The following is a 21,993-nucleotide window of genomic DNA, read 5'->3' as shown; positions in this document are numbered from 1 at the left end:
CGCAATGGGGCCGCCGGTCAAAACTGACTGCATTCAAGCCTGATCAACAGCGAAAACGCAGGCAAACGCGGGTGCCCTGCGGTTCAAGATTCCTCAGCGACACTTCCCCGCCAAAGTGCTCCATGACCTGCCTCACCATGACCAGGCCAATCCCCAGCCCACCCTGCTTGGTGGTGTAGAACGACTTAAAGGCCGACATTTCTTGTTGCCTCGACAGCCCGGAGCCCGTGTCGTCGATGAACAACTTCAGTTCGTTGCGGCTGGCGTGAACCAGCGCCAGTCGTAACTCGCCCCCTTCCGCCATCGCCTCGATGGCATTGGCCAACACGCTGTTGAGGACCTGGGCCAACAAGAGCCGGTGGCTGATGACCAAGGCCGAGCCGCTCACGTCTAACGTTGTCTTGATCCTCGACTGGCGAAGCCTGGGCTCGAAACTGCCCACCGCCTCGCGCGTGACCGCTACCAGGTCAACGGCTTCAGCTTCGCCCTGGAGCGGCCTCAGGTATTGCAGCAGGTCGCCCACCCAGCCTGCCATTCGATCCACCTGAGCGATGATATCGGCAACGTTGCGGGCGGCCGGTTGTGCAGGCATTTCCAGCGCCAACTCAGCGCTGCTGCGGATGCTCGCCAACGGGTTTCGCAAGCTGTGTGCAACGGCGGTGGACATTTCCACCAGGCCGCCGTAGGTCTTGTTCGCCACCAGTTGATCTTGCTGCTCGGTCAACAACCGCGCAGCACGCCAGACAATCCAGAACAACCCGCAGTAAATGAGCAGACCGCCAAACGCCGTGGCTAGCCAGATGAGCCTGCGCCCGCGATGGAGGCGCTCGATGAGGTCGACAGGTTCTTTATAGATTTCCACCATCGCCAGGACTTTGCCCTGGGCATCGAGCAGCGGAATGTAGTTCTCGACGAAGAACATCTTCGGTGCCCAGGTGAACTGCTGTTCAGAACGCCCCGGCTGAACCTCGTCATAGCGAGCGCTGACCTGTCCACCTGAGCTGAATGCCTGCTCAAGCACCCTGTCGTCGTGCAACCGGCGCCCCACTAGGTCAGGGTTGGTGGACCAGATGACAACCCGCTCCGGCGAGATGATGGTGGCCAACAGCAAGTCGGGCAGGTTGGACAGGTGGTCCAGAAACTCCGACCGCGCCCGCTGCCGGTTTTCCGTGGTTTGCGAGTTGAGCATGCTGTAGCGCACCGATGAAAGGACATCACCCATTTTCATCCCCAGCAGATCATGGTGACGGATTTCCCCCACCGCGATCGACTGGATGAACTGTGCAGACAGCAGCGCATCCCGCTCCAGGCTTTCGTTTACCAAAAAACGGGTGGTGAACCAGGCCAGCCCTAACGCCACGGCACTGATGATGAAGAAACTCGTCAACGAGAATCGCCACATCAAGTTGAACGGTTGAGCAGGCGCATTGAACAAGGCGACAAGAAACTGCGGCCGAATCCATCCTGGTAGTGTTTGCATCGCGCCCTCCGAGATGGGTTTGATACCCGACGCTCAGGTGGTTATCCCCACTATTGAGTAAAACCACTGAGTCCCGCCCGCCTTGATCAGGAAACAGCAAATCCGGTGCCAAAAACTATCCGCTCGCCCATCAGGCGCGCTGAATCAGAAGTTCGCTACTAAGACTTTAGTCTCATGCGCAAATTGTTTTTGCGTACCACAGCGAAGCGGCAAGGTGAACGGGTGACCCATAGATACTGGCCCGAGCGGAAAGCGGCTTGAACCCCTGCACCAATCAGGTGCAAATAATCGCTACAACCAGCATTCTAGAGCGGTTCTTTCATTTTTAATCAGATGAAAACTGGGTTACGCTGCGCGCGCCAAAATAACACCAAGGAGATGGCGTGCATGAAGATCGAGATTCAGAAATCCGATAGCGAATCTGGCTGCAAAGTGATTATTGACGGGCACGCAGTGTCGTTCGCAAGCACTGATGACGCAGAGGCTTACATCGCCCGTCTGCAAGAGCGACTTCAAGCTGCGCCAGGTGCCTTTGCAACACCTGAGGTGACTTCGGCCTAGGCCGTTCAGGCACAGCGCTTGAGCAAGGTCTTGATAGGCCGCCGAACGCGGCGCTTGGGCACGTCCCTGGCTTTGATCCAGCGGCATGCCTCGATCTCATTGCGAGGCCGGGGCTTATCATCGGCTTTACGCGCTTCGAACAGGTAGTGAATGACCTTTTCCTCACGGTACACCGTGACATAGCGCAGCTCATCGAACGCCAGGCCCGTTTCCTCGGCCATTTCCCGCATGGCCGCCTGCAGCGGCGTCTCGTCACGCTCTACCCTGCCCCCCGGCAGGTTCCACTTGGCGTTGCGCTTGCGCACGAACAGGACTTCGCCGTCCTTGCGGTAAATCACCGTAGCGCGGAGTTTGATGCCCTTTCGTCTGGCTGTAGCAATGTCCGTTGCCTTCATGAATTGTCCTGGATGGTTGGCTGGACTTGGGGCTGTGCGGCCCTGCGTGTTCAGCCTAAGCCTGTTTTATGTCCATTAAATGACCATCAGTGCCCAGGACTGTTCAGCTTTTTGCCCACGCGCGCCAACAGCAGCTTGATGCCCACCAGCAACGGCGCCGCCACGGCAAACAACAACGCCACGGCGTTGAACGCCGCATCAAAGGCAATGATCGCGCCCTGCCCCGTCACTGTCCGCCCCAGCAGGTTCATTGCCACCCGTCCAGCAATCAGGGAGTCCATGCCCTCCAGCCGTAGCATCGTAGTTGTTACTTCCAGGCGTTCGATCACAGCAGCGGTCCCGGCGCTGACATGCGCGCCCAGCGTTTGGGCATTCAGCACGCCGTGCTGATCGAGCAACGTCTGCAACCCTGCCACCCCCAGCAGGCCACCTAACTGCCGCCCTGTATTGAACAACCCGATTCCGCTGGCCAGGTTGTCTGGGCCCAACTTGCCGAAAGCGATCAGGGTCAGCGACAGGAACAACAACCCAAGACCAGCACCGCGCAACGCTACGGCGGCCATCATGTCGTCGATCCCGCTCTCGGCGGTCGAGCCCGAGAGCATCCACATGGCGATCATCAGGGTCAGGATGCCAAATGGCACCGTCGCAAACGGCGCGACACCACGTGCCTGAATCAGGTAAGCCACCCCCAGCAGCACGGCAATGAACACCACGCCACTGGGCAGCAGCAACAGGCCGACCTCGGTCGGCGTGAAGGCCAGTGCAGACAAAGCAAAGGCCGGGATCACGAACGCGCTACCAAACAACGCAGCGCCGGCCACGAAGCTGACGATGAAAGCGAACGTGAAGTCGGTTGAGCGGAACAGGCTGAAGTCGAACACCCCCTGCCCTTTGCCCCATAGTTGCTGGCCAAGGAACAGCAAGAGCGCGGTAATACCGGCCAAGCCGACCCAGCGCAAGTGCGATGCCTCGAACCAATCCCAACGGCTGCCCTGGTTCAGCAGGTAAGTCAGGCACAGCAGCGCGATAGCCGCTAACAGCCAACCCAGCCAATCTGAACGGCGCCGTCCAGGAGGGGCGTGCGCAGGCAGTTCGACGAGCAGCAACAGGCCGATTGCCGCCAAGGCCAGCGGCAGCACACTGAGAAATATCCACGTCCAGTCCTGGCTGTCGATCAACCAGCCCTGCATGACTGGCGTGAGGGCCGCTGGCGCGACCACCGCGCCAATCGCAAACACACCTTGCAGGGTCGGTTGCTGCTTTTGCGGGCAGGCCAGGAAAATCAGCGCTTGCCCCGCCACCAGCAACACACCGCCCGCCAAACCCTGGCAGGCACGCAAGGCCACCAGCACATCAACGTTTGTCACCTGCGCCGCGCCGACGCACGCAACGCCCATCACCAGGGTGGCGCCAATGATCACTGCACGAGCTGAAATCCACCCCAGCAGCCACGGTGCGAACAGAAACCCCATCAATTTGCAGGCGATGTAGCCGATGTCCAGCCAGGCGAACTCGTCGGGGGTGGCATGGGTATCGCCCAGCATGTCGTTGCGCCCCAGCGCCAGCACACTGCTGGCGATGGCTTCGGTGAGAGCAGCCAGGACGACACCGGCCACCAGCAGCCAGCGAGAGACCCAACTGCCTGCCACCGGCCCGTTGCTCACGAGCCACCTCCGACCTCGACCTGCACACGCGCCGACAGCCCCGGCACGATCCGCCCAGGCAACGGGTTGTGGGCCAGTCGGATTTTCACCGGCACCCGCTGCACCACCCGCACGAAGTTGCCTGTGGCATTGTCCGGCGGCAACAGGCTGAACGCCGCGCCGCTGCCGGGCGCGAAGCTGTCGACAACACCTTCGAGGGTGTCCGATGGGTAGCCGTCCAGGGTGATCCTCGCCCGCTGACCAGGCTGGATATGCTCCAGTTGAGTTTCCTTGAAATTGGCCACGATCCACACCCCCTCGACCGGCACCAGGTCGAGCAAGGCGCCACCCGGTGTGACGAATCGGCCGACCCGCACCTGGCGATTGCCGACCACCCCGGCCACCGGCGCCCGCACCACGGTGTGCTCCAGGTCGATCAACGCCAGATCGCGCGCGGCCTGGGCCTGGCCGATGGCCGCTACGGCAGCCTCACGCTGGGCCTGAAGCACGGCGATCCGTTGGCGCTGGGCATCCAGCGTCGCCGCTGCCGCCATCAGGCCGGCTTCGGCAGTGCTGCGCGCCGCATCGGTCTGGTCGACCAGGGCCTGGCTGACAGCGCTGTACTGGATCAGCTTGCGACTGCGCTCATGGCTCTTGCTGGCCAGTTGCCGTTCCGCCAGGGCGGACTGCCGCTGGCCCTCGGCCTGGCGAATCTGCGCCTGCTGAAGACGCACCTGGGCATCGACATCGGTGACCCGCGCCTGGGCAGCTTTCAGGTTGGCCTCGGCCTCGGCCAGGTGTGCGCGATAGTCGCGGTCATCGATGCGGAACAACACATCGCCGGCCCTGACCTGCTGATTGTCTTCGATCTCCACGGCGGTCACGTAGCCCGAAACCTTGGCGGCCAACGAGGTAACATCGCCGCGCACATACGCATTGTCGGTAAAGGCGGCGTCTGCGCGGTAAAACGCAACCCAGCCCCCAGCCAATACCAGCACTGCCACCACGCACAGCGCGATGCCCAGCTTCTTGCTCCTGCTCCGCCCCGCGTTCACTGCTTCGTTAGCCTGTTCAGGTTGCTGTGTGTTCATGATGTGTTGTCCTGTTATCGGCCCTGTTGGCACGTCACTGCCGACAGGGCCGACGCGCTACTTCTCGCTCGGCGTGACCAGTACCGTCTCGGTGCTGTCGAGCACGAACACAGCCATCAGCTTGGCGGGCTTGCTGTCGCTGGCGTTGGCGCTGACACCGTGGAATGCACCCGGCGCCTCGTACCAGTTCTCACCCGGTTTGTAGACCTTGGCCGGCTCGCCGTTGACGCTGCTGCGCACTTCGCCTTCCAGCACGGTGGCGTAGATGAAGGCAGATTTCGGGTGCCGGTGCGCGGGTGATGCGGCGCCCGGGGCGTAGTCGACGATCACCCCGCGCATGCTTTTGCCGGGTACATTCGGCAGGGGGCGGTCGAAAACAACGGTCACTTTGCTGACCGGAGGCTCGGCGGCCACTACCTGGGTGATGGCCAGCGCGCTGAACGCTGCAGCCACAAGGGTGCGACTGAACATGGCGATACTCCTTCGATTAGGAATAGGGTTGCGCTGGCTCATTGACGCGCCAGCCAGTCTTCAAAACGGATCTTGCCCAACCGCGCGCCCTTGCCAGGCGTGAGGGCTTGGTCATCGAGTTCGGCGCCGAAATACAGGGCGTGTACATCCGCCACCACCTTGCGCGGATCGCCGCTCAGGCGCAGGAAGCGCCGCACCAGCTCATCCAGCGGCGTGGCCTCAGGCCCGGCCACCTCCAGCGTGCCGTTGGCCGGTGGCGCCAGGGCCACGTCGGTAAGCGCAACGACCACATCGTCCGACGCGATGGGCTGGAACAGCGCCGGCGACAGGCGGATCTCCTCACCCACTGCACCCGCCTGGGCAATGCCTGCGACGAACTCGAAGAACTGCGTAGCGCGCAGCAGGGTGTACGGCAACCCGGAATCCTTGATCAGCGCCTCCTGGGCAACCTTGGCCCGGAAATAGCCGTTTTCCGGCAAGCGCTCGCTGCCTACGATCGACAACGCTACATGGTGCTTCACCCCCGCCGCCTTCTCGGCGGCAAGCAGGTTGCGGGTGGAAGTCTGGAAGAAGTCGAGCACGGTCTGGTCCTCCCAGGACGGCGCATTGGCCACGTCCACCACTACATCCGCGCCATTCATCGCCTCAGCCAGGCCCTCGCGGGTGATGCTGTTCACCCCCGTGCTTGGCGAAGCGGCAAGTACTTGGTGGCCGCGCTCGCGCAGGCCGTTGACCAGCTTGGAACCAATGAGGCCGGTGCCTCCGATGACCACGATTTTCATGGGGCTCTCCTGCGTGCACGACCGCAACCGTTGCTGTCGTCTGAGTTCGAGCATGCGCCGGACCCGGAGCTGGGTCCTTGCCAAGCGGCTGGATTTACCTCCACGCAAGATTCAATTTGCGTCCAAACTGTTCAAGCCATGTGCAGTCGACAAACGCCTGCCGTATCATCGAAAAATCATCAACAGTCGCCTCGGACACGAAGCCTAAGGCGTGCGAGGGGACACCCGGTGTCATTCGAGTTTGACGACTATGTGCTCGATGAGCAGCGCAGAGAGCTGACACTGCGCGGGCAGCCTGTTGCCATCGGCCCGCAGGTGTTCGACCTGCTCTTGCAACTGCTCAGCAACCGCGATCGGGTGATGAGCCGTGACGAGCTGCTGGTGCGCGTGTGGAACGGCAAGATCGTTTCCGAGTCGACCATCACCAGCCATGTCAACGCCGTGCGCAAGGCCATTGGCGATTCCGGCGAGGAGCAGCGGCTGCTGCGCACCGTGGCGCGCAAGGGCTATCGTTTCGTGGGCCAGGTTCGTGAATGCGCTAGCAGTGAAGTGGCCGTTGAAGCGCAACTCAGCACAGCCAGCTCCGGGCCTGCCCTTCCCGATAAACCCTCGATCACCGTGCTGCCGTTCCAGAACCTCAGCGGTGATCCGGAGCAGGACTATTTCGCCGATGGCATGGTCGAGGACATCATCGCCGCCCTGTCGCGCATTCGTTGGCTGTTCGTCATCGCTCGCAATTCAAGCTTTACCTTCAAAGGCCAGCGCATCGACGTGCAGCAAGTCGGCCAAGCTTTGGGCGTGCGCTATGTACTCGAAGGCAGCGTGCGCAAGGCAGGCGAGCGGCTGCGCATTACCGGGCAACTGATCGATGCGACCACCGGCGAGCACTTGTGGGCCGAGCGCTTCGAAGGCAGGCTCGACGACCTGTTCGAGTTGCAGGATCAAGTGGCTGAAAGCGTGGTGGGTGCGATCGCACCGCAGCTTGAACGCGCCGAGATCGAACGGGCCAAGCGCAAACCCACCGACAGCCTGTGCGCCTACGACTATTACCTGCGCGGCACGGCGAAGCTGCACAACGGCACCCGTGAAGCTATCGACCAGGCGCTGCCGCTGTTCTATCAGGCCATCGCGCGCGACCCCGAGTTCGCCTCCGCGTATGGCATGGCGGCCTGGTGCTACTTCTGGCGCAAGCTCAATGGCTGGATGCTCGATCGCGCCGAAGAAATTGCCGAGGGTGCCCGGTTGGCACGCCTCGCCGTTGAACTGGGGCGTGACGATGCCGTGGCATTGACCCGTGGCGGGCATGCCCTAGGGCACTTGGCGGGTGACCTGGATGGCGGCATCGCCCTGCTCGACCGCGCCCGCCTGCTCAACCCCAACCTGGCCCCGGCCTGGTACCTGGGCGGCATACTTCGGGCGCTGCGCGGCGAAACGCAGACCGCCATCGACAATCTCACCCACGCCGCCCGCCTGAGCCCGCTGGACCCGGAGATGTTCCGCATGCAAGTGGGGATGGCATTGGCGCACTTTTTTGCCGGGCGGCTGGATGAGGCGGTGGAATGGGCGGACAAGGCGCTGGGCAACCTGCCCAGCCTGCTTGCGGCGGTCGCCTTGCTGGCGGCCAGCCATGCCCTGAGCGGGCGGATGGAGAGCGCGCGCCAGGCGATGGCGCGCTTGCGGACACTGGACGCGGAGCTGCGAGTCTCCACGCTGCGGCAGTGGTTGCCGATCTATCGCGATGCGGATCTGGCCAGGTTGGCCGAGGGGCTGAAGTTGGCGGGACTGCCGGCGTGACGGCCGAACGAGAATTGCCTCATTACCTGCTGCTGAACGTGAGTCGCAGCCTCCTTGACGCTTTGCGCCCAGTTGTCATCCTTCGGACAGACGACGACCACTCGGAAGCCATGGTCCTGACCTTCAAGTCGAACACCTTCGGAATCATCGACATGCAAATCGATATCGAAGGCAGACGGCAACTTCGAGGGTGAGTTCACCAGCCCACGCTTGTTCAAGGCCTGCTGATGGCGATCACTGTTGACCACCCCATCGACGTGGATGCCGTAGAGCAGCAGCCAGCGCCGGATGTAGGCCGGCGTGCGCCCCGACGAGGTATAGATCCAGATGCTGCAGCCCTGACGGCGCAGGTCGCGGAACAGCTCGCGGGTACCGCTGCGCAGGGGTTCGCCCAGCCAGCGATGGATGAACTCGGGCAGTTTGCTGTCCTCGACGTCACTGTGGTCCGGCAGGCAGGCCAGCGTGTCATCGATATCGAACGAAATGCGTACCCGCGGGCGCTTGAACATGCGCCCTACGGCTTGCACTACCTGCTCCATCAGAACGACTCCTGAAAACGGGGCATGGACGTGCCGCCGAGGAAGAACACTTCGGGATCAGGCGCCTTGGCCTCCAGGAACGCCGCGTACTTTTTCTTGATCTTGGGCAATTCGTACAATGCTTTGACACCATGCTTGGCGGAGTTGCGTATGACCGAGGATGGGTTGAAGTAACCCTCGGCGTTATCCAGCGTGAGCACAAACGGCGGCAGCCCCGCGCGCATCAACAGGTAACTGACGATCAGCGAGCCGCTGCGGTTATTGCCCTCGATGAACAATTGCGGCTTGCTGAGGATCCGCACGTAGACACCGGCCGCGCGTTTCCAGATCGAATCACTGCGATATGAGCAGTACCAGTTGTACAGGTCCTTGATGCCTCCTTCGACGTTGTTGAAGAAGTGCGCCTCAGTGGCTTCCAGATGTTGGGCAAACTCCCGACGGCGTGCAGGATCGCGGCCGCACAGTACGGTGGCGTTGATCTCCAGCATGAGGTTCAGCTGCTGCAGATCGAACAGGTCGACGCCCCGGGCCACATAATCGTCAATCAGCGCGTAGCCCTCAAGTACATTCAGCAGCACTTCGTCGGTGAACGGGTCACGCGGCTCGGTGAAGTGCCGGCTGAGTTCACCGAAGCGGCCCTGCACCTCGCGCAGGGCACGCTCGATGGCGTGCAGATCAAGACGGCGCGTCGGGAGTGAAGCCATCAGCTGAATTTACCGCTGATGTAGTCGCTGGTCAGTTGTTCGCGCGGGTTCTGGAAGATCTGCGCGGTCTCGCCCATCTCAACCAGATAGCCGGTGCGCGTGCCCTGGGAAATGTCGACCGAGAAGAACGCGGTGGTGTCAGCCACACGAATCGCCTGCTGCATGTTGTGAGTAACCAGCGCGATGGTGTAGTCCTTCTTCAGCTCGACCATCAGCTCTTCTACCCGGCGGGTAGCGATCGGGTCGAGTGCCGAACATGGCTCATCAAGCAACAGCACTTCAGGCTCGGTCGCGATGGCACGGGCGATGCACAGGCGCTGTTGCTGGCCGCCGGACAGGGACAGGCCGCTGACTTTGAGCTTGTCCTTGACCTCGTCCCACAGCGCCGCGCCTTGCAACGCGTGCTTGACGCGGTCGCCCAGGTCGCCTTTGTAGCGATTGAGGCGCAGGCCGAAGGCGACGTTGTCGAAAATGCTCATCGAGAACGGGTTCGGCTGCTGGAACACCATGCCGATGTAACGGCGCACGACAACCGGGTCCACGCCTTTGCCATAGACATCCTGGCCGAGGAAATGCACATGGCCCTCGAAGCGGAAACCTTTCACCAGGTCATTCATGCGGTTCAGGCTGCGCAGCACGGTACTCTTGCCGCAGCCGGATGGCCCGATGAAACCGGTGATCTTGTTCTTTTCAATCGGCACATGGCTGTCGCGGACCGCCATGAAGTTGCCGTAGAAAATCTTGTCCAGTTTGCAGTCCATGACTACGGGCGAGGGATTGACCACGGGAGCAGCCCTTTGTGCAGTTGATACGTTCAAGTTCGGATGCTCCCTTTCTCAATACTTGGGTTTGCCGAAGATTCGGCTCAAAATGTTGACCACCAGTACGATCATCACCAGTACCAGCGAGGCCGCCCACGCCAGTTCGAGCTGGTTGTCGAAGGGCATGCCGGAGAAGTTGTAGATCAGCACGGCAAGCGATGCCGTCGGGTTCATGACCGCCAGGCTGCCGTCGTGGTAGATCCAGTAGTTGCTGAACAGCGCGGTGAACAGCAGCGGCGCGGTTTCGCCAGCGGCGCGGGCGACGGCCAGCATCACACCGGTCAGAATCGCCGGCATGCCGGTCGGCAAGACGATCTTCCAGACCACCTGCGCACGGGTGCAACCCATGCCGTAGGCGGCGTCTTTCATGATCTTGGGCACCATCTTCATCGACTCTTCAGCCGTCAGCACAACGATCGGCAGCATCAGGACCGCCAGTGCCACGCCACCTGCCGGTGCCGAGTAAGTGCCTGTGGTCATGACCACCAGGGCGTAGGCAAACACACCTGCCAGAATCGATGGCAAGCCGGTAAGCATCTTGGCAGCGAAGCGCGACGCGTTCGCCAGCTTGCTGTCCGGGCCCAGTTCGGCCAGGAACACCGCGGCCAGAATGCCGACCGGGACCGCGATAGCCGCGGCGATACCGACCATGACGAAGGTACCCGCCATCGCGTTGCCAAAACCACCGCCCATCTCGAAGCCGGTGGGTGGCAATTCGGTGAAGACTTCCAGGCTCAGGCGCGCACCGCCGCGAGTGATGAGCATGTACAGCACGGAAATCAGCGGCACGCTGGCCACCAGTGCCGCGCCCCACACCAACGTGGTCAATACCAGGCTGCGCAGGGCACGGCCTTCGAACCTGCGTTGCAGGCTGGGCAATGCGGTTGCAGGGGTAGTGAGGTCTGTCATTATCTGTTACCCCGCTGGGCGTAGAGCATGATCATCGAGCCGAGCACGTTCACCAGCAGGGTGATGAACATCAGCACCAGGGCGGCGTACATCAGCACTTCCACCTCGTTCGGCCCGGCTTCCGGGAAGTTCAGCGCCAGCAAGGCGGCAAGCGTGTTGGCCGGAGCGAACAAGGAAACGGAAATGGTGTTGGCGTTGCCGACCAGCATGGCCAGGGCCATGGTTTCACCCAGGGCGCGGCCCAGGCCGAGCACCAGAGAGCCAAAGATCCCGGTGGCGGCAGCGGGCACCATCACCTTGAGGATGGCTTCCCAATGGGTGGTACCCATGCCGTAGGCGGCCTGCTTGGTTTTCATCGGCACGCTGGCCAAGGCATCCTGCGACACGGCAGCGATGGTTGGCAGGATCATGATGGCGAGGACCAGCGCCGCAGGCAGCAGCCCTGGTCCGCTCAAAGAGGTAGAGAAAAACGGAATCCAGCCCAACTCGCTGTTCAGCCAAGTGGTGAACGGACGAATTGCCGGAATGACCACATAGATGCCCCACAGGCCGTAAACGACGCTGGGGATGGCGGCGAGCAATTCGACGATGGTGCGAAAGACCGCTGCAAGCTTGGCCGGCAGGAAGTCCTGGGTCAGGAAAATGGCCATGCTGACGCCGAACAGCCCGGCGATCAACAATGCGATGAAGGCGCTGTAGAGCGTGCCCCAGATCGCTGGCAGAATACCGTACTTGCCTTGGTTGACATCCCACACGCTGCCGAACAGCACGTCGAAACCGTGCTTTTCCATGCCTGGCAGTGCCTTGCGGCCCACTTCATAGATCAGCGCGAAAACAACCGCGAGCACCAGCACGACGCCGATGCGTGCGAGCGCGCGGAAGGTGCGATCTACCAGAAAGTCTTTCGCAGACGGTGGCCGGCAAGCAGAGTCGGGATTGTCCGGTATGGCAAAAGGTGTGTTCATTGACTTATTCCGGGGCTAAGAACAAACGCCCCTGGCATGGTGTACACCCACGCCAGGAGCGGCCGATGCACCTTACTGAATGTTGGCAGACGCTTTACGCACCTGGTCGACGACCGACTGCGGCAGCGGGATGTAGCCCATCGAGTCAGCGATCTTCTGGCCTTCGGTGAGGCTGTACTCGACCATCTTGCGCATGGCTTCGGCCTTGGCCGGGTTGCCGTTGTCCTTGCGGAAGATCATCCAGGTGTAGGAGGTGATCGGGTAGGACTTGGCACCGTCCGGATCAGGCAGCCAGGCCACCAGGTTTTCCGGCATCTTCACCGCGGCCAGGGCCTCGGCACCGCTTTCGGCGTTCGGCACGACGTACTGGCCGGCCTTGTTCTGCAGCTGGGCGAAGTCGACCTTGGCCAGCTTGGCGAAACCGTATTCGATGTAGCCGATGGCGCCTGGGGTCTGGCGCACGGTGGCGGTCACGCCATCGTTCTTCGGCGACTTGATGAACTTGTCAGTGGCTGGCCAGTTGACCGTGTTGCCTTCACCCAGCGCTTCCTTGAATGCAGGGTTGATGGCCGACAGGTGCTTGGTGAACACAGCGGTGGTACCGCTGGAGTCTGCACGCACGACCACGGTGATCGGGGTGGCTGGCAGTTTCAGCTCAGGGTTGGCGGCAGCGATCTTAGGATCGTTCCACTGGGTGATCTTGCCGAGGAAGATGTCGGAATAGACATCGCGTGGCAGCTTCAGACCTTTTGGGTTGCCCGGCAGGTTGTAAGCCAGGACGATTTCACCGGCGGTCATCGGCAGCAACTGCACGCCCTCGCCCACTTTGGCGATTTCTTCGGGCTTCATGGCCGAGTCACTGGCGGCGAAGTCGACGGTCTTGTTCAGGAAGTCCTGGACACCCGCGCCGCTCCCCTTGGACTGGTAGTCAACGGTGACGCCAGCGGTCTGCTTGCTGAAGTCCTTGAACCAGGTGAGGTAGATCGGGGCTGGGAAGCTTGCGCCAGAACCCGTCAGGCGGATGCTCTCGGCAGCGAAGGCTGCGGAAGTGGTGCAAAGAGAAACAGCAGCCGCGAGTGCAGCAGTCTTGATCAGGCGAATCATCGAAAACGCTCCGTGTGATGGCCTTCTCACTGTGCAGCAGCAATGTTACGAATTTGTGAATGTGGAGTGGCAAAACGCCTGGACCTGCAGTTTTTCACTAAGAACGGGGTAATTCTCTGGCTTCAGCCATGCCCGACCCACTGCGAACCGCCCGCCCCATCCTGGCTATTTCGAATGGAACACACGTAATCCGCTTCGGCTCGAGACGGTAGATTCAAGCTCAAACGAATTTTGTCATGGTTGTCGTAGAGATCGTATCCCGCTCCGACCTCGCAGGCCACGCCGACACGCCGGGGGAAGCGTTCTTTTTCCTGGGGGAATGCGGGGATTACAACGTAGCGTGCCTGCATGGTCATCCCTCTTGTCAGCAGTGCTTAAGTATTAGTCTCACTAGACCAAAGCATCAAGGCGAATCATGGTCTTTTATGCAGGCACTCCGATTGAACTTCCAAGCAGCTGAAAGGGCCCTCCCTACATAGCGGAGGAAAAATCATGAACCAGACCCGTGAGCTTCACAGCACTGTGATCTGCCTGAGAGATGCAAAGATTTTACTGGTGCGCAAAGAAGCGCCCGAATGGTCTTTGCCAGGCGGCAAGATCGACCCTGGTGAAAGCCATGAAGAAGCCGCACGACGTGAGCTGCGCGAGGAAACCACGCTGCCGCTCACCGATGCGCGGTTCATTGCGCACCACGCCTTCGACACGGAAGAACACTATCTGTACGAGATGCGTGTCGATCCATCGATGCGACCGCGTGCCTCGGATGAGATCGTGGAGTGCCGGTGGTTCAGTGCCGACGAATTGCGTGACATCAATGTAAAGCCTACGAACATTGCGCTGCTGGTACTGGCTGGCCAGCTTCATGAACGATGATCCTTCCCATTGGCGAAACGGAGATATGAAAATGAGTGCACAACTCAATGGCAAGCGCGTGGCCTTCCTGGTCACCGACGGTTTCGAACAAGTGGAGCTCACTGGGCCACGCGAAGCCTTGGAAACCAGCGGCGCAGTGGTGGATATTCTGAGTGACAAGGAAGGCAGCGTCCGGGGATGGAATCATGACAAGCCCGCCGATGACTTTGCCGTGGATGCGACTTTCGACAGCGCCCAACTCGATCTTTACGACGCCCTGGTGCTGCCCGGTGGTGTGCAGAACTCCGACACGATCCGACTTCTCCCTGGCGCACAAAAACTGGTGAAAAGCCACGCTTCGGCCAATAAGCCACTGGCGGTGATCTGCCACGGCGCATGGCTGCTGGTGTCATGCGGCCTGGCAAAAGGCAAGCGGATGACCAGCTACAAAACGTTGCAGGATGACATTCGCAACGCGGGCGGCACATGGGTCGATGAAGAAGTGGTAGTAGATGGCAACTTGATCACCAGCCGCCAACCAGACGATATACCCGCTTTCAACGCGCAGTTGATCAAAGCGCTGTCGGACTGAACACGGGCTGGCTCAAGCCAGCTGTATGTATACCGAATAACTGCTCAGCAACACCCAGAATGCCAAGAATATCCACGGCGTTCGCAGTGAAAAGAGCAACGATTTCCGGTGCCCGGCCTGTGACGTCTCGGCCTCGCAAAACAGGGGCGATTCGTCATAGGCCAAGCCCATCAACGGCTCGCTGCGCAGCAAATGGCTCTGTTTGAGCTGCCAGTGCTCGATGATCCGGTAGGCCGCTCGGATACCCGGCCAGGCATTGAGGGTGCTCAAGATGCCTAGGAGCGCCAGGAACGCGGGCACGATGAGCGTAAACATCTCCCCCCACCCTTTATTCAGGTTACTCATGGAAGATACAAACGCGATGACCAAAAACGATTGCGCGGCCAGATAAGCGTCGGTGCGGTTGGCAAGGATCGTGGTTTCGTACTGAATTTCCTTGCGGTAGAAATCCAGGCGTTCCTTGGGTGATCCGAACATTCGGGCGTTGTGCGCGTCGATTTCATGCTCGGGCGTTTGCGGTGTGATGATGCGAGGCACTGCGCTTCTCCACAGATGATCCAGCGCTAGGCGAGGGAATGGTCGAGTGTCTTCGGTAGAGCGATACAGGGAATGAAAATTCAATACGACATCGAGCTCGCCGTCCGTCGTTAAAACCTGGGATCCACACCAACACTCAGCAGCACCTTCTTTCCAACGGGTATCACCGTCCACAATCGCAGGAGCTTCTGCCATGCGCGACTACCCAACCCCGCCCTTTCCATCGCAACCGCAAAATGTCCCCGGCTCACAACGCAAGATGGAGCCTTATCCTGACTGTGGCGAGCAGTCCTACAAAGGCAGCGGTCGCCTGGAAGGTAAGATCGCCCTGATTACTGGGGCCGACAGTGGCATCGGCCGGGCTGTGGCGATTGCCTACGCACGTGAAGGTGCCGACGTAGCGATTGCCTATCTGGATGAACACGACGATGCTCAGGAAACGGCCCGTTGGGTTGAAGCCGCCGGCCGTCAATGCCTGCTGCTGCCGGGTGATCTCGGGCAAAAGCAGCAGTGTTACGACATCGTCGACAAAACGGTCGAGCAGTTCGGCCGCATTGACATCCTGGTCAACAACGCGGCGTTTCAGATGGCCCATGAAACCCTGGATGAAATAGACGATGACGAGTGGCTGATGACCTTTGACGTCAACATCACCGCCATTTTCCGAATTTGCCAGCGCGCCCTTCCGTCCATGCCGAAGGGCAGCTCGATCATCAACACAAGCTCGGTGAATTCCGATGATCCCTCGCCCAAACTGCTGGCCTATGCGACGACAAAAGGCGCCATTGCCAACTTCACTGCAGGCTTGGCCCAGTTATTGGGCAAGCAAGGCATTCGTGTGAACAGTGTCGCGCCCGGACCGATATGGACGCCGTTGATTCCCGCAACGATGCCTGATGAAGCAGTCCGAAACTTCGGCTCAAGCTATCCGATGGGGCGACCGGGGCAGCCTGTCGAAGTCGCGCCTATCTATGTTTTGCTCGGCTCGGACGAAGCCAGCTACATCTCTGGCTCACGTTATGCGGTAACCGGAGGCAAGCCAATACTCTGATCAAAAACGGCCACCACCGGAAAACGTGCTGAACCATTTGGCTGCAGACTACGTCCACCGCTAAAGATCGAGCGAGTCGATATGTAATGGAAAGCGATCCGGTGCTGGCCGTACTTGGCTATCTGAAAGACCACCATTTGGTGCTGACCACTGCGGAGTCTTGTACCGCCGGTTGCATGGTCGCGCTGCTCGCAGCGTTTCCGGGGACTGGAGAAGTGCTGGACAGCGGCTATGTCGTCTATTCACCCAACGCCAAGAAACGCCTGCTAGGCGTCGATCCCGCCACTATCGAACGGTATGGGTTGACCAGCGAGGCGGTCGCCTGGGAGATGGCGCTAGGCGCTTTGCGTGACAGCGACGCCAATGTCGTCATTGCCACCACGGGGGTCGCCGGGCCGTCTCCTACGTCAGGGGTTTTACCCGGCACCCTGTGTTTCGCCTGGGCCTTCGCAGGTGAACCGGTTGCGGTATTCACCCGCACCCAGCGGTTTTTCGGTGAGCGCTCACAGGTCATGCACGAAGGCGCTCTGTATGGGCTGACGCGGCTGGTTCACTACCATGAACGTTGGCTGCGCGGTGAGCGCGCTTGAGGGCCAGCGCCGTGATGGATGATGAGTTCACCTCTCGCAGCGAGCCGGTTCAGGAAAACATGGCCCTGCAGCGGCGCGTCTGGCGCTTCGAGCGCGTGGGCTGGTACGCACTGGTGGTCGTCATTCTACTTGGGCTTGCAGGCGCGTTCGGCAATGGCCCGTTGAGCGATGCGCAGGTCAGCAGCCGTGATGGCAGGTTGCGGGTGGACTACCAGCGGTTAAGCCGCAGCGGTACTACCGACAGCCTGAAAATAAGGGTGCAGGGGCGTGCGGGGGAGCCTGTGAATATTCAACTCAGCGGCTCGCTGTTCAGCGAAGCCAGCATCGAGACCCTGCAGCCAGAACCCCAATTGTCTCGCTCTCAAGGCGATTCGATCCTGTTGCAGACGGGTAACAGCGCCGATGGCCGCGTCACCCTATATCTGACACTGCGCAGTGAGTCGGTAGGGCTGTTGCACGCCCAGGTCAGGACAGGCCCAGGCACAGCCGTGCACTTTTCAACCTTCCTTTATCCTTAGGAGCACGTCATGGACTCGATCCTTCGTGCGGCGGGTATGTATGTCGCATTGATGCTGTTATTTCGCATAGCGGGACGACGCTCGCTGGCAGACCTGACCACGTTCGATTTTGTCCTGCTGCTGATCATCGGCGAGGCCACCCAACAAGCCCTGCTGGGGGATGACTTCTCCTTTACCAATGCCATGCTGGTGATAGCCACGCTGATCGCCCTGGACGTCGGCCTATCGCTCGCCAAACTCAATTCCAGGCGCTTGGCCCGCCTGCTCGACGGCCACGCAACCGTGGTCGTCGAGAACGGCAAGTTCCTTCATCAGCGCATGAGGCGCGCACGCCTGACCGAAGACGACATCCTGGAATCGGCTCGCGACAGCCAGGGCATCGAGCATATCGAGCAAGTCAAGTTCGCCATCGTCGAGCGCAATGGGAAGATCTCGGTCATACCGGTCGAATGATCAACCTTGATTCCAGACCCTCTCAAGTGATTCGATCAGCTCCTCATATTGCACCGGTTTGCTCATCACGATCTGGAAACCAGCCTCCTTCGCACGGTGACGATGCTGATGATCGCCAAACCCACTCAGTGCAAGCGCCGGTGTTTTCGCAAATTGCGGCAGTTTGCGCAGGGCTTCCACCAACTGGTAGCCGTCCATGCCGGGCATGCCGATATCTGAAATGATGACATCGTAATGTGAATCACGAACGTCCTCGACGACCCGCAGCGGGTCCGAATAAGCGTTGACGGTAGCCTGTTCGTCCTCGAGCAACATTTGCATGACATTGAGGACCTCGACCGAATCATCGACCAGCAACACCTTGAGCCCGGCCAGGCGATGCTGCGGCGCTTCGATGCCTGCCCGATCACAGGCCTCTGTCGTGTCCGCCACCGGCAGCCGCACTGTGAACGTGCAACCCTGGCCAACACCTGCTGAGTTCACCGTTACAGTCCCTTGATGCGCTTGCACCAACTGACGTACCAGCGAAAGACCGATACCCAGGCCTTCATACTGACGCGCGTGCGAGGCAGTCGCCTGCTTGAACAAATCGAAAATACGCTCACTGTCACCTGGAGACAGGCCAATGCCGTTGTCACTCACGGTGATAACGACGTCCCCCCCTTCCAGCGCCAGGGTAATCTTTATGCGAGGGTCGGGCATGCTGAACTTCAGCGCGTTGTTCAACAGGTTCCAGAGGATCTGCTCGATACGAGTGATGTCGCCGCTGATGAAGACGGGTGAGTTCGCATGCATCTCCAGGCTGATCAGGCTCTCTGGATATTCACTGACCGCAACAGCATGGATATCCGTCAGCAGTGCCGTCAGGTTGATGCTGAGCATCTTGAGTTTGAGCTTACCGGTACGAATGCGCGCGACATCCAAGAGGTCATCGATGATGCGCGCCTGGCTACTGACCGCATCACTGATGGTCAGCACGGCCTTTTTAGCCCGCTCCGTATTGCGCACCGCCGGCAGTCGGCGAAGCATTTCCACATTCAGTTGAATTAGATTGAGGGGGTGCTTGAGCTCATGGGACATGACCGCAAAGAACTCATCCTTCAAGTTGCTGCTGGATTGTTTTTCTTCCAGTTGACGACTCTGCTCGTCATGGATGCGCTTGTGGCCGGTGAGGTCCCGCGCGATCTTGACGTAACCCTTGACCTTCTCCCCTTGTAGAACGGCCACTTCGCCACTGCAGTAGAAGCGATGCCCGTCCTTGCGAACATGCCAGCGCTCGTCTTTACCGCGGCCTTTCAAGCGGGCCGTTTGCAGCTCTTGCTCAGGAATACCCGCCGCAATATCGTCTTCGGTGAAAATCAGCGAGTAATGTTCACCGATCACTTCGTGCTTGTTGTAACGGAAGATGATTTCCGCGCCGGTATTCCAATCGGAGATACGGCCCTGTTCATCCAGCACGATGATGGCGAATTCATGGGTGCTTTCCGCCACCAGGCGCATGCGCTCCTGGCCCAATCGCAGATCTTCCTCGGCAGCGCGACGGCTGGAGATATCGATGAAGGTCAGTACCGTGCCATCGATGTGGCTTTCACTCGCCCGGTAAGGCAGAAGCCGAGCGATATACCAGCGCCCATCCTGGCTACGCACTTCCCGCTCGATCACACTCAATGAATCGAAGACATTGCTGGCATCGCTGGTCAGCTCGGGATAATCCAGGCGGTGGGTGATATCCAGCAACGAGCGACCGGTATCAGAAGGCAACATGCTGAAGATTTCAGTTGCCCGGGGCGTGAACCAACGAATACGCATCCCCCGGTCAACGAACACCGTAGCGATGTCCGTCGAGGTGATCAAGTTGGCCAGGTAGTCGTTGATCTTGTCGGTCTCTTCCACTTTGTTCTTCAACTCGTGGTTGACCGTCAGCAACTCCTCATTGATCGATTGCAGTTCCTCCTTGCTGGTTTCCAACTCTTCAGTGGCAGAGCGAAGTTCCTCGTTGACCGCTTGCATCTCTTCGTTGGAGGCTTTGAGTTCTTCACTGGAAACCTCGAACTGCTCAACCGTGTCCTGCAACTGCGACTTGGTGCGCTGCAACTCCTGCTCAAGGCTCGCCAGCACCTGATTGTGCTCATGGTTGTCGCTCAGGTTGACACTGTCAGCAGCCTTGCCATGCGTCAGCAGGAAGATCACCAGCGTGACATCATGCCCCGTCTTGGCATCCTTGAAGGGTTTGGCCTTGATACGTACCGTGCCCTGCCCGATGCTGTCCTGATAATCGACTTCTCGGGAGATGACCGTTTTGCCGCTGTGTTGCGCTTCGAACAGGGTAGTACGCAACGAAAGCCGCAGCGCCGGGGTAATCAACGAAAGCACATTGCGCCCGACTTCACCGGTCAGGTAGCGCAAAAATCGCCCGCATTCCGCAGTCATGTAGAGAATTTCAGCGTTGCTATCGACGATCAAGCTCGCCGGCAATTCATCTTCCAGGGCGCGCTGATGCACATCGGCGAAGGAGACTTTGCGCTGGGGTTCGGCGCGGGGCGTCAACGGCTCCGGTTCGTTTCGAACGTAGCCTTGGCGTGGAATCGTGAACGACTTCCTGATAGCCAGATTGGTGGTTTTCGCCCGATAGATCCGATTGCGCTTGTCGACCGGCGTAAACAGTTCGGGACAGGCGTCGGCAGCCTCGGAAGAACCCAGGAACAAGATGCCGCCGGGCTTGAGGGCGAAGTGGAACATTTGCAGAATTTCACGCTGGATTTCGCGGTCCAGGTAAATCAGCAGATTACGGCACACGATCAGGTCGATCTGCGAGAACGGCGGGTCGGATAACAGATTGTGCTTGGCAAACAGCACAGATTCCCGCACCTCTTTGCGTACCCGATAAGCACCGCGTTCTTTCACAAAAAACTGACGAAGGCGGACAGAACTCACATCGGCAACGATCGTTTCCGGGTAGATACCGCTGCGGCCCTTGGCAATGGCCCGTTCATCGATATCCGTGGCAAATACCTGTACCTTGGCCATTGACTGAGTGCGCGCCTGAAACTCAGCTGCCACGATGGCAAGCGCAAAAGCCTCTTCGCCAGTCGAGCAACCCGCTGACCAGATACGAATTTCCGAGTCATCTTTAACAGCATGCTCGGCATTGGCCAGAATCTCGCCGAATACATGCTTTTCAAGCGATTCAAACGCTTCACGATCACGGAAGAAGTTGGTGACACCAATCAGCATGTCATCCAGCAGCCCTTTCGCCTCGTCGGTGTTGTTTTCCAGGAACTTCAAATAGCCCTTGAGCTCTGTTTGCGCGTTGACTTGCATCCGCCGTTCAATGCGTCGCAGTACGGTCGCGCGTTTGTAATGCTTGAAGTCATGCCCCGTTCTTGCGCGCAACAGCGCCAGGATATCGCGGATGGTTTGCTCGACTTCGACTTGGTCAGGCACTGGCGTATGCAACGCGTGGAGATCATCCGCCCATTTAGGCAGGCGGATCGATTGCATGCTTTGCCACAGCTCCACCAGCTTTATAGGTATCTGCGCTACCGGCAATACGATATCTACCAGCCCGGTAGCGATCGCGGCCTCAGGCATTCCAGGGAAGGAAGCATCGTCCGGGCTTTGCGCCAGGGTGATACCACCCTCCTCCTTGATTCGGGCCAATCCCAGCGCCCCATCCGACCCACTGCCGGAAAGTACGATACCAACGGCACGGCTCTGATGGGCGCAAGCCAGATCCCTGAAGAACAGGTCAATGGCCACATGCATACCAGCAGCAGGCTGCGCGGGTTTCACTATCAACTGGTCGCCGGTCATCTCGAGTCGGCAGCCAGGTGAACTGATATACACGCAATTTTTCTGGATACGGCAAGACTGAGTCACTTGCTGCACCCGCATCTGAGTATGCGCCTGCAAGATTTCATCAATCACACTGTCGTGATCCGGCGACAGATGCATGACCAGGACAAAGGCCATGTCGTTTTCGGCCGGCAAATGATCGAAAAATACCTGCAGCGCCTCAAGGCCGCCAGCCGATGCGCCAATGCCAACTACCGGAAAATTGACAGCATTCGTCTCGACCGCTGACGACGCTGGCGCGATAGCCGTTGCCTTGGTTTTCTCGTTCATCATACTTCTCTTT

The 21,993-nt window shown here is 59.8% G+C and carries 22 protein-coding genes; 8 read left to right on the top strand and 14 right to left on the bottom strand.

All coding sequences use genetic code 11. The annotated features are described in order from the left end of the window. Positions 1-43: 43 nt before the first annotated feature. Positions 44-1,480: a sensor histidine kinase gene (locus ACIQUF_RS02650; RefSeq protein WP_403128032.1), complete on the bottom strand. Its 1,437-nt coding sequence runs from the start codon at positions 1,478-1,480 to the stop codon at positions 44-46. Positions 1,481-1,867: 387 nt separating this feature from the next. On the opposite strand from ACIQUF_RS02650, the gene ACIQUF_RS02645 reads away from it, so the two are divergent. Further along, positions 1,868-2,041 carry a hypothetical protein gene (locus ACIQUF_RS02645; RefSeq protein WP_403128030.1) on the top strand — a complete coding sequence of 58 codons (174 nt, stop codon included), beginning with the start codon at positions 1,868-1,870 and terminating at the stop codon, positions 2,039-2,041. Positions 2,042-2,046: 5 nt separating this feature from the next. On the opposite strand, the gene ACIQUF_RS02640 is transcribed toward ACIQUF_RS02645, so the two are convergent. The 5 genes from ACIQUF_RS02640 to ACIQUF_RS02620 all read right to left on the bottom strand — a co-directional run bounded on the left by ACIQUF_RS02640 (position 2,047) and on the right by ACIQUF_RS02620 (position 6,426). Next, positions 2,047-2,436 (bottom strand): NUDIX domain-containing protein, encoded by a 390-nt coding sequence (locus tag ACIQUF_RS02640; protein ID WP_400801718.1) that lies wholly within the window; start codon positions 2,434-2,436, stop codon positions 2,047-2,049. An 86-nt stretch (positions 2,437-2,522) separates the two neighbouring features. Then, a complete protein-coding gene (locus tag ACIQUF_RS02635; RefSeq protein WP_403128027.1) occupies positions 2,523-4,103 on the bottom strand; it encodes an MFS transporter in 1,581 nt (526 codons plus the stop codon). Then, the gene (locus tag ACIQUF_RS02630) at positions 4,100-5,173 is read right to left on the bottom strand and encodes an HlyD family secretion protein (RefSeq protein ID WP_403128024.1); all 1,074 of its coding nucleotides are present in this window, start codon (positions 5,171-5,173) and stop codon (positions 4,100-4,102) included. Before ACIQUF_RS02630 ends, ACIQUF_RS02635 begins: the two co-directional genes overlap by 4 nt. A 57-nt stretch (positions 5,174-5,230) precedes the next feature. After that, complete coding sequence (locus tag ACIQUF_RS02625) at positions 5,231-5,644, bottom strand: cupin domain-containing protein (protein WP_403128021.1); 414 nt, start codon at positions 5,642-5,644, stop codon at positions 5,231-5,233. Between the two features lie 38 nt (positions 5,645-5,682). Then, on the bottom strand, positions 5,683-6,426 hold the full coding sequence (locus ACIQUF_RS02620; protein WP_403128018.1) for an SDR family oxidoreductase: 744 nt from the start codon (positions 6,424-6,426) through the stop codon (positions 5,683-5,685). Positions 6,427-6,654: 228 nt separating this feature from the next. On the opposite strand from ACIQUF_RS02620, the gene ACIQUF_RS02615 reads away from it, so the two are divergent. Continuing rightward, a complete protein-coding gene (locus ACIQUF_RS02615) occupies positions 6,655-8,220 on the top strand; it encodes a winged helix-turn-helix domain-containing tetratricopeptide repeat protein (protein ID WP_403128013.1) in 1,566 nt (521 codons plus the stop codon). Here ACIQUF_RS02615 and ACIQUF_RS02610 read toward each other — a convergent pair. The 6 genes from ACIQUF_RS02610 to pstS form a co-directional block, all read right to left on the bottom strand. After that, on the bottom strand, positions 8,157-8,759 hold the full coding sequence (locus tag ACIQUF_RS02610) for a hypothetical protein (RefSeq protein ID WP_403128010.1): 603 nt from the start codon (positions 8,757-8,759) through the stop codon (positions 8,157-8,159). The genes ACIQUF_RS02615 and ACIQUF_RS02610 overlap by 64 nt on opposite strands. Next, on the bottom strand, positions 8,759-9,463 hold the full coding sequence (locus ACIQUF_RS02605) for a hypothetical protein (RefSeq protein WP_403128008.1): 705 nt from the start codon (positions 9,461-9,463) through the stop codon (positions 8,759-8,761). Before ACIQUF_RS02605 ends, ACIQUF_RS02610 begins: the two co-directional genes overlap by 1 nt. Next, positions 9,463-10,224, bottom strand: coding sequence for a phosphate ABC transporter ATP-binding protein PstB (gene pstB, locus ACIQUF_RS02600; RefSeq protein WP_400801947.1), 762 nt, complete (start codon positions 10,222-10,224; stop codon positions 9,463-9,465). Before pstB ends, ACIQUF_RS02605 begins: the two co-directional genes overlap by 1 nt. A 75-nt stretch (positions 10,225-10,299) precedes the next feature. Next, positions 10,300-11,193 (bottom strand): phosphate ABC transporter permease PstA, encoded by an 894-nt coding sequence (pstA, locus tag ACIQUF_RS02595; RefSeq protein ID WP_400801703.1) that lies wholly within the window; start codon positions 11,191-11,193, stop codon positions 10,300-10,302. After that, positions 11,193-12,158, bottom strand: coding sequence for a phosphate ABC transporter permease subunit PstC (gene pstC / locus ACIQUF_RS02590; RefSeq protein ID WP_403128003.1), 966 nt, complete (start codon positions 12,156-12,158; stop codon positions 11,193-11,195). Before pstC ends, pstA begins: the two co-directional genes overlap by 1 nt. A gap of 72 nt (positions 12,159-12,230) precedes the next feature. Beyond that, entirely contained in the window at positions 12,231-13,262 is a 1,032-nt protein-coding gene (pstS, locus tag ACIQUF_RS02585) for a phosphate ABC transporter substrate-binding protein PstS (protein WP_400801700.1), read from the bottom strand. Between the two features lie 492 nt (positions 13,263-13,754). Here pstS and ACIQUF_RS02580 point away from each other — a divergent pair, with 492 nt between their 5' ends. After that, positions 13,755-14,135: an NUDIX domain-containing protein gene (locus ACIQUF_RS02580; RefSeq protein WP_403127998.1), complete on the top strand. Its 381-nt coding sequence runs from the start codon at positions 13,755-13,757 to the stop codon at positions 14,133-14,135. Positions 14,136-14,166: 31 nt separating this feature from the next. Further along, the gene (locus ACIQUF_RS02575) at positions 14,167-14,706 is read left to right on the top strand and encodes a type 1 glutamine amidotransferase domain-containing protein (RefSeq protein WP_403127995.1); all 540 of its coding nucleotides are present in this window, start codon (positions 14,167-14,169) and stop codon (positions 14,704-14,706) included. Between the two features lie 12 nt (positions 14,707-14,718). Here the strand turns inward: ACIQUF_RS02575 and ACIQUF_RS02570 are convergent, their stop codons facing one another. Continuing rightward, entirely contained in the window at positions 14,719-15,243 is a 525-nt protein-coding gene (locus tag ACIQUF_RS02570) for a hypothetical protein (protein ID WP_403127992.1), read from the bottom strand. Between the two features lie 193 nt (positions 15,244-15,436). Here ACIQUF_RS02570 and ACIQUF_RS02565 point away from each other — a divergent pair, with 193 nt between their 5' ends. From ACIQUF_RS02565 to ACIQUF_RS02550, 4 genes are all read left to right on the top strand, one after another. Then, complete coding sequence (locus ACIQUF_RS02565; RefSeq protein WP_403127989.1) at positions 15,437-16,294, top strand: SDR family oxidoreductase; 858 nt, start codon at positions 15,437-15,439, stop codon at positions 16,292-16,294. A gap of 86 nt (positions 16,295-16,380) precedes the next feature. Then, complete coding sequence (locus tag ACIQUF_RS02560) at positions 16,381-16,884, top strand: CinA family protein (protein WP_403127986.1); 504 nt, start codon at positions 16,381-16,383, stop codon at positions 16,882-16,884. 59 nt (positions 16,885-16,943) lie between these two features. Next, entirely contained in the window at positions 16,944-17,402 is a 459-nt protein-coding gene (locus ACIQUF_RS02555; protein ID WP_403128870.1) for a hypothetical protein, read from the top strand. A 9-nt stretch (positions 17,403-17,411) separates the two neighbouring features. Further along, positions 17,412-17,855, top strand: a complete 444-nt coding sequence (locus ACIQUF_RS02550) for a DUF421 domain-containing protein (protein WP_403127983.1) — start codon at positions 17,412-17,414, stop codon at positions 17,853-17,855. On the opposite strand, the gene ACIQUF_RS02545 is transcribed toward ACIQUF_RS02550, so the two are convergent. Beyond that, a complete protein-coding gene (locus ACIQUF_RS02545) occupies positions 17,856-21,980 on the bottom strand; it encodes a CheR family methyltransferase (RefSeq protein ID WP_403127980.1) in 4,125 nt (1,374 codons plus the stop codon). It lies immediately after the preceding gene. Between the last annotated feature and the right edge of the window lie 13 nt (positions 21,981-21,993).

The sequence above is a fragment of the Pseudomonas sp. NPDC090233 genome (genome assembly GCF_044772285.1).
Taxonomy (GTDB): domain Bacteria; phylum Pseudomonadota; class Gammaproteobacteria; order Pseudomonadales; family Pseudomonadaceae; genus Aquipseudomonas.
The sequence above is the reverse complement of the archived record's forward strand: the minus strand, read 5'-3'. Positions and strand labels throughout refer to the sequence as shown.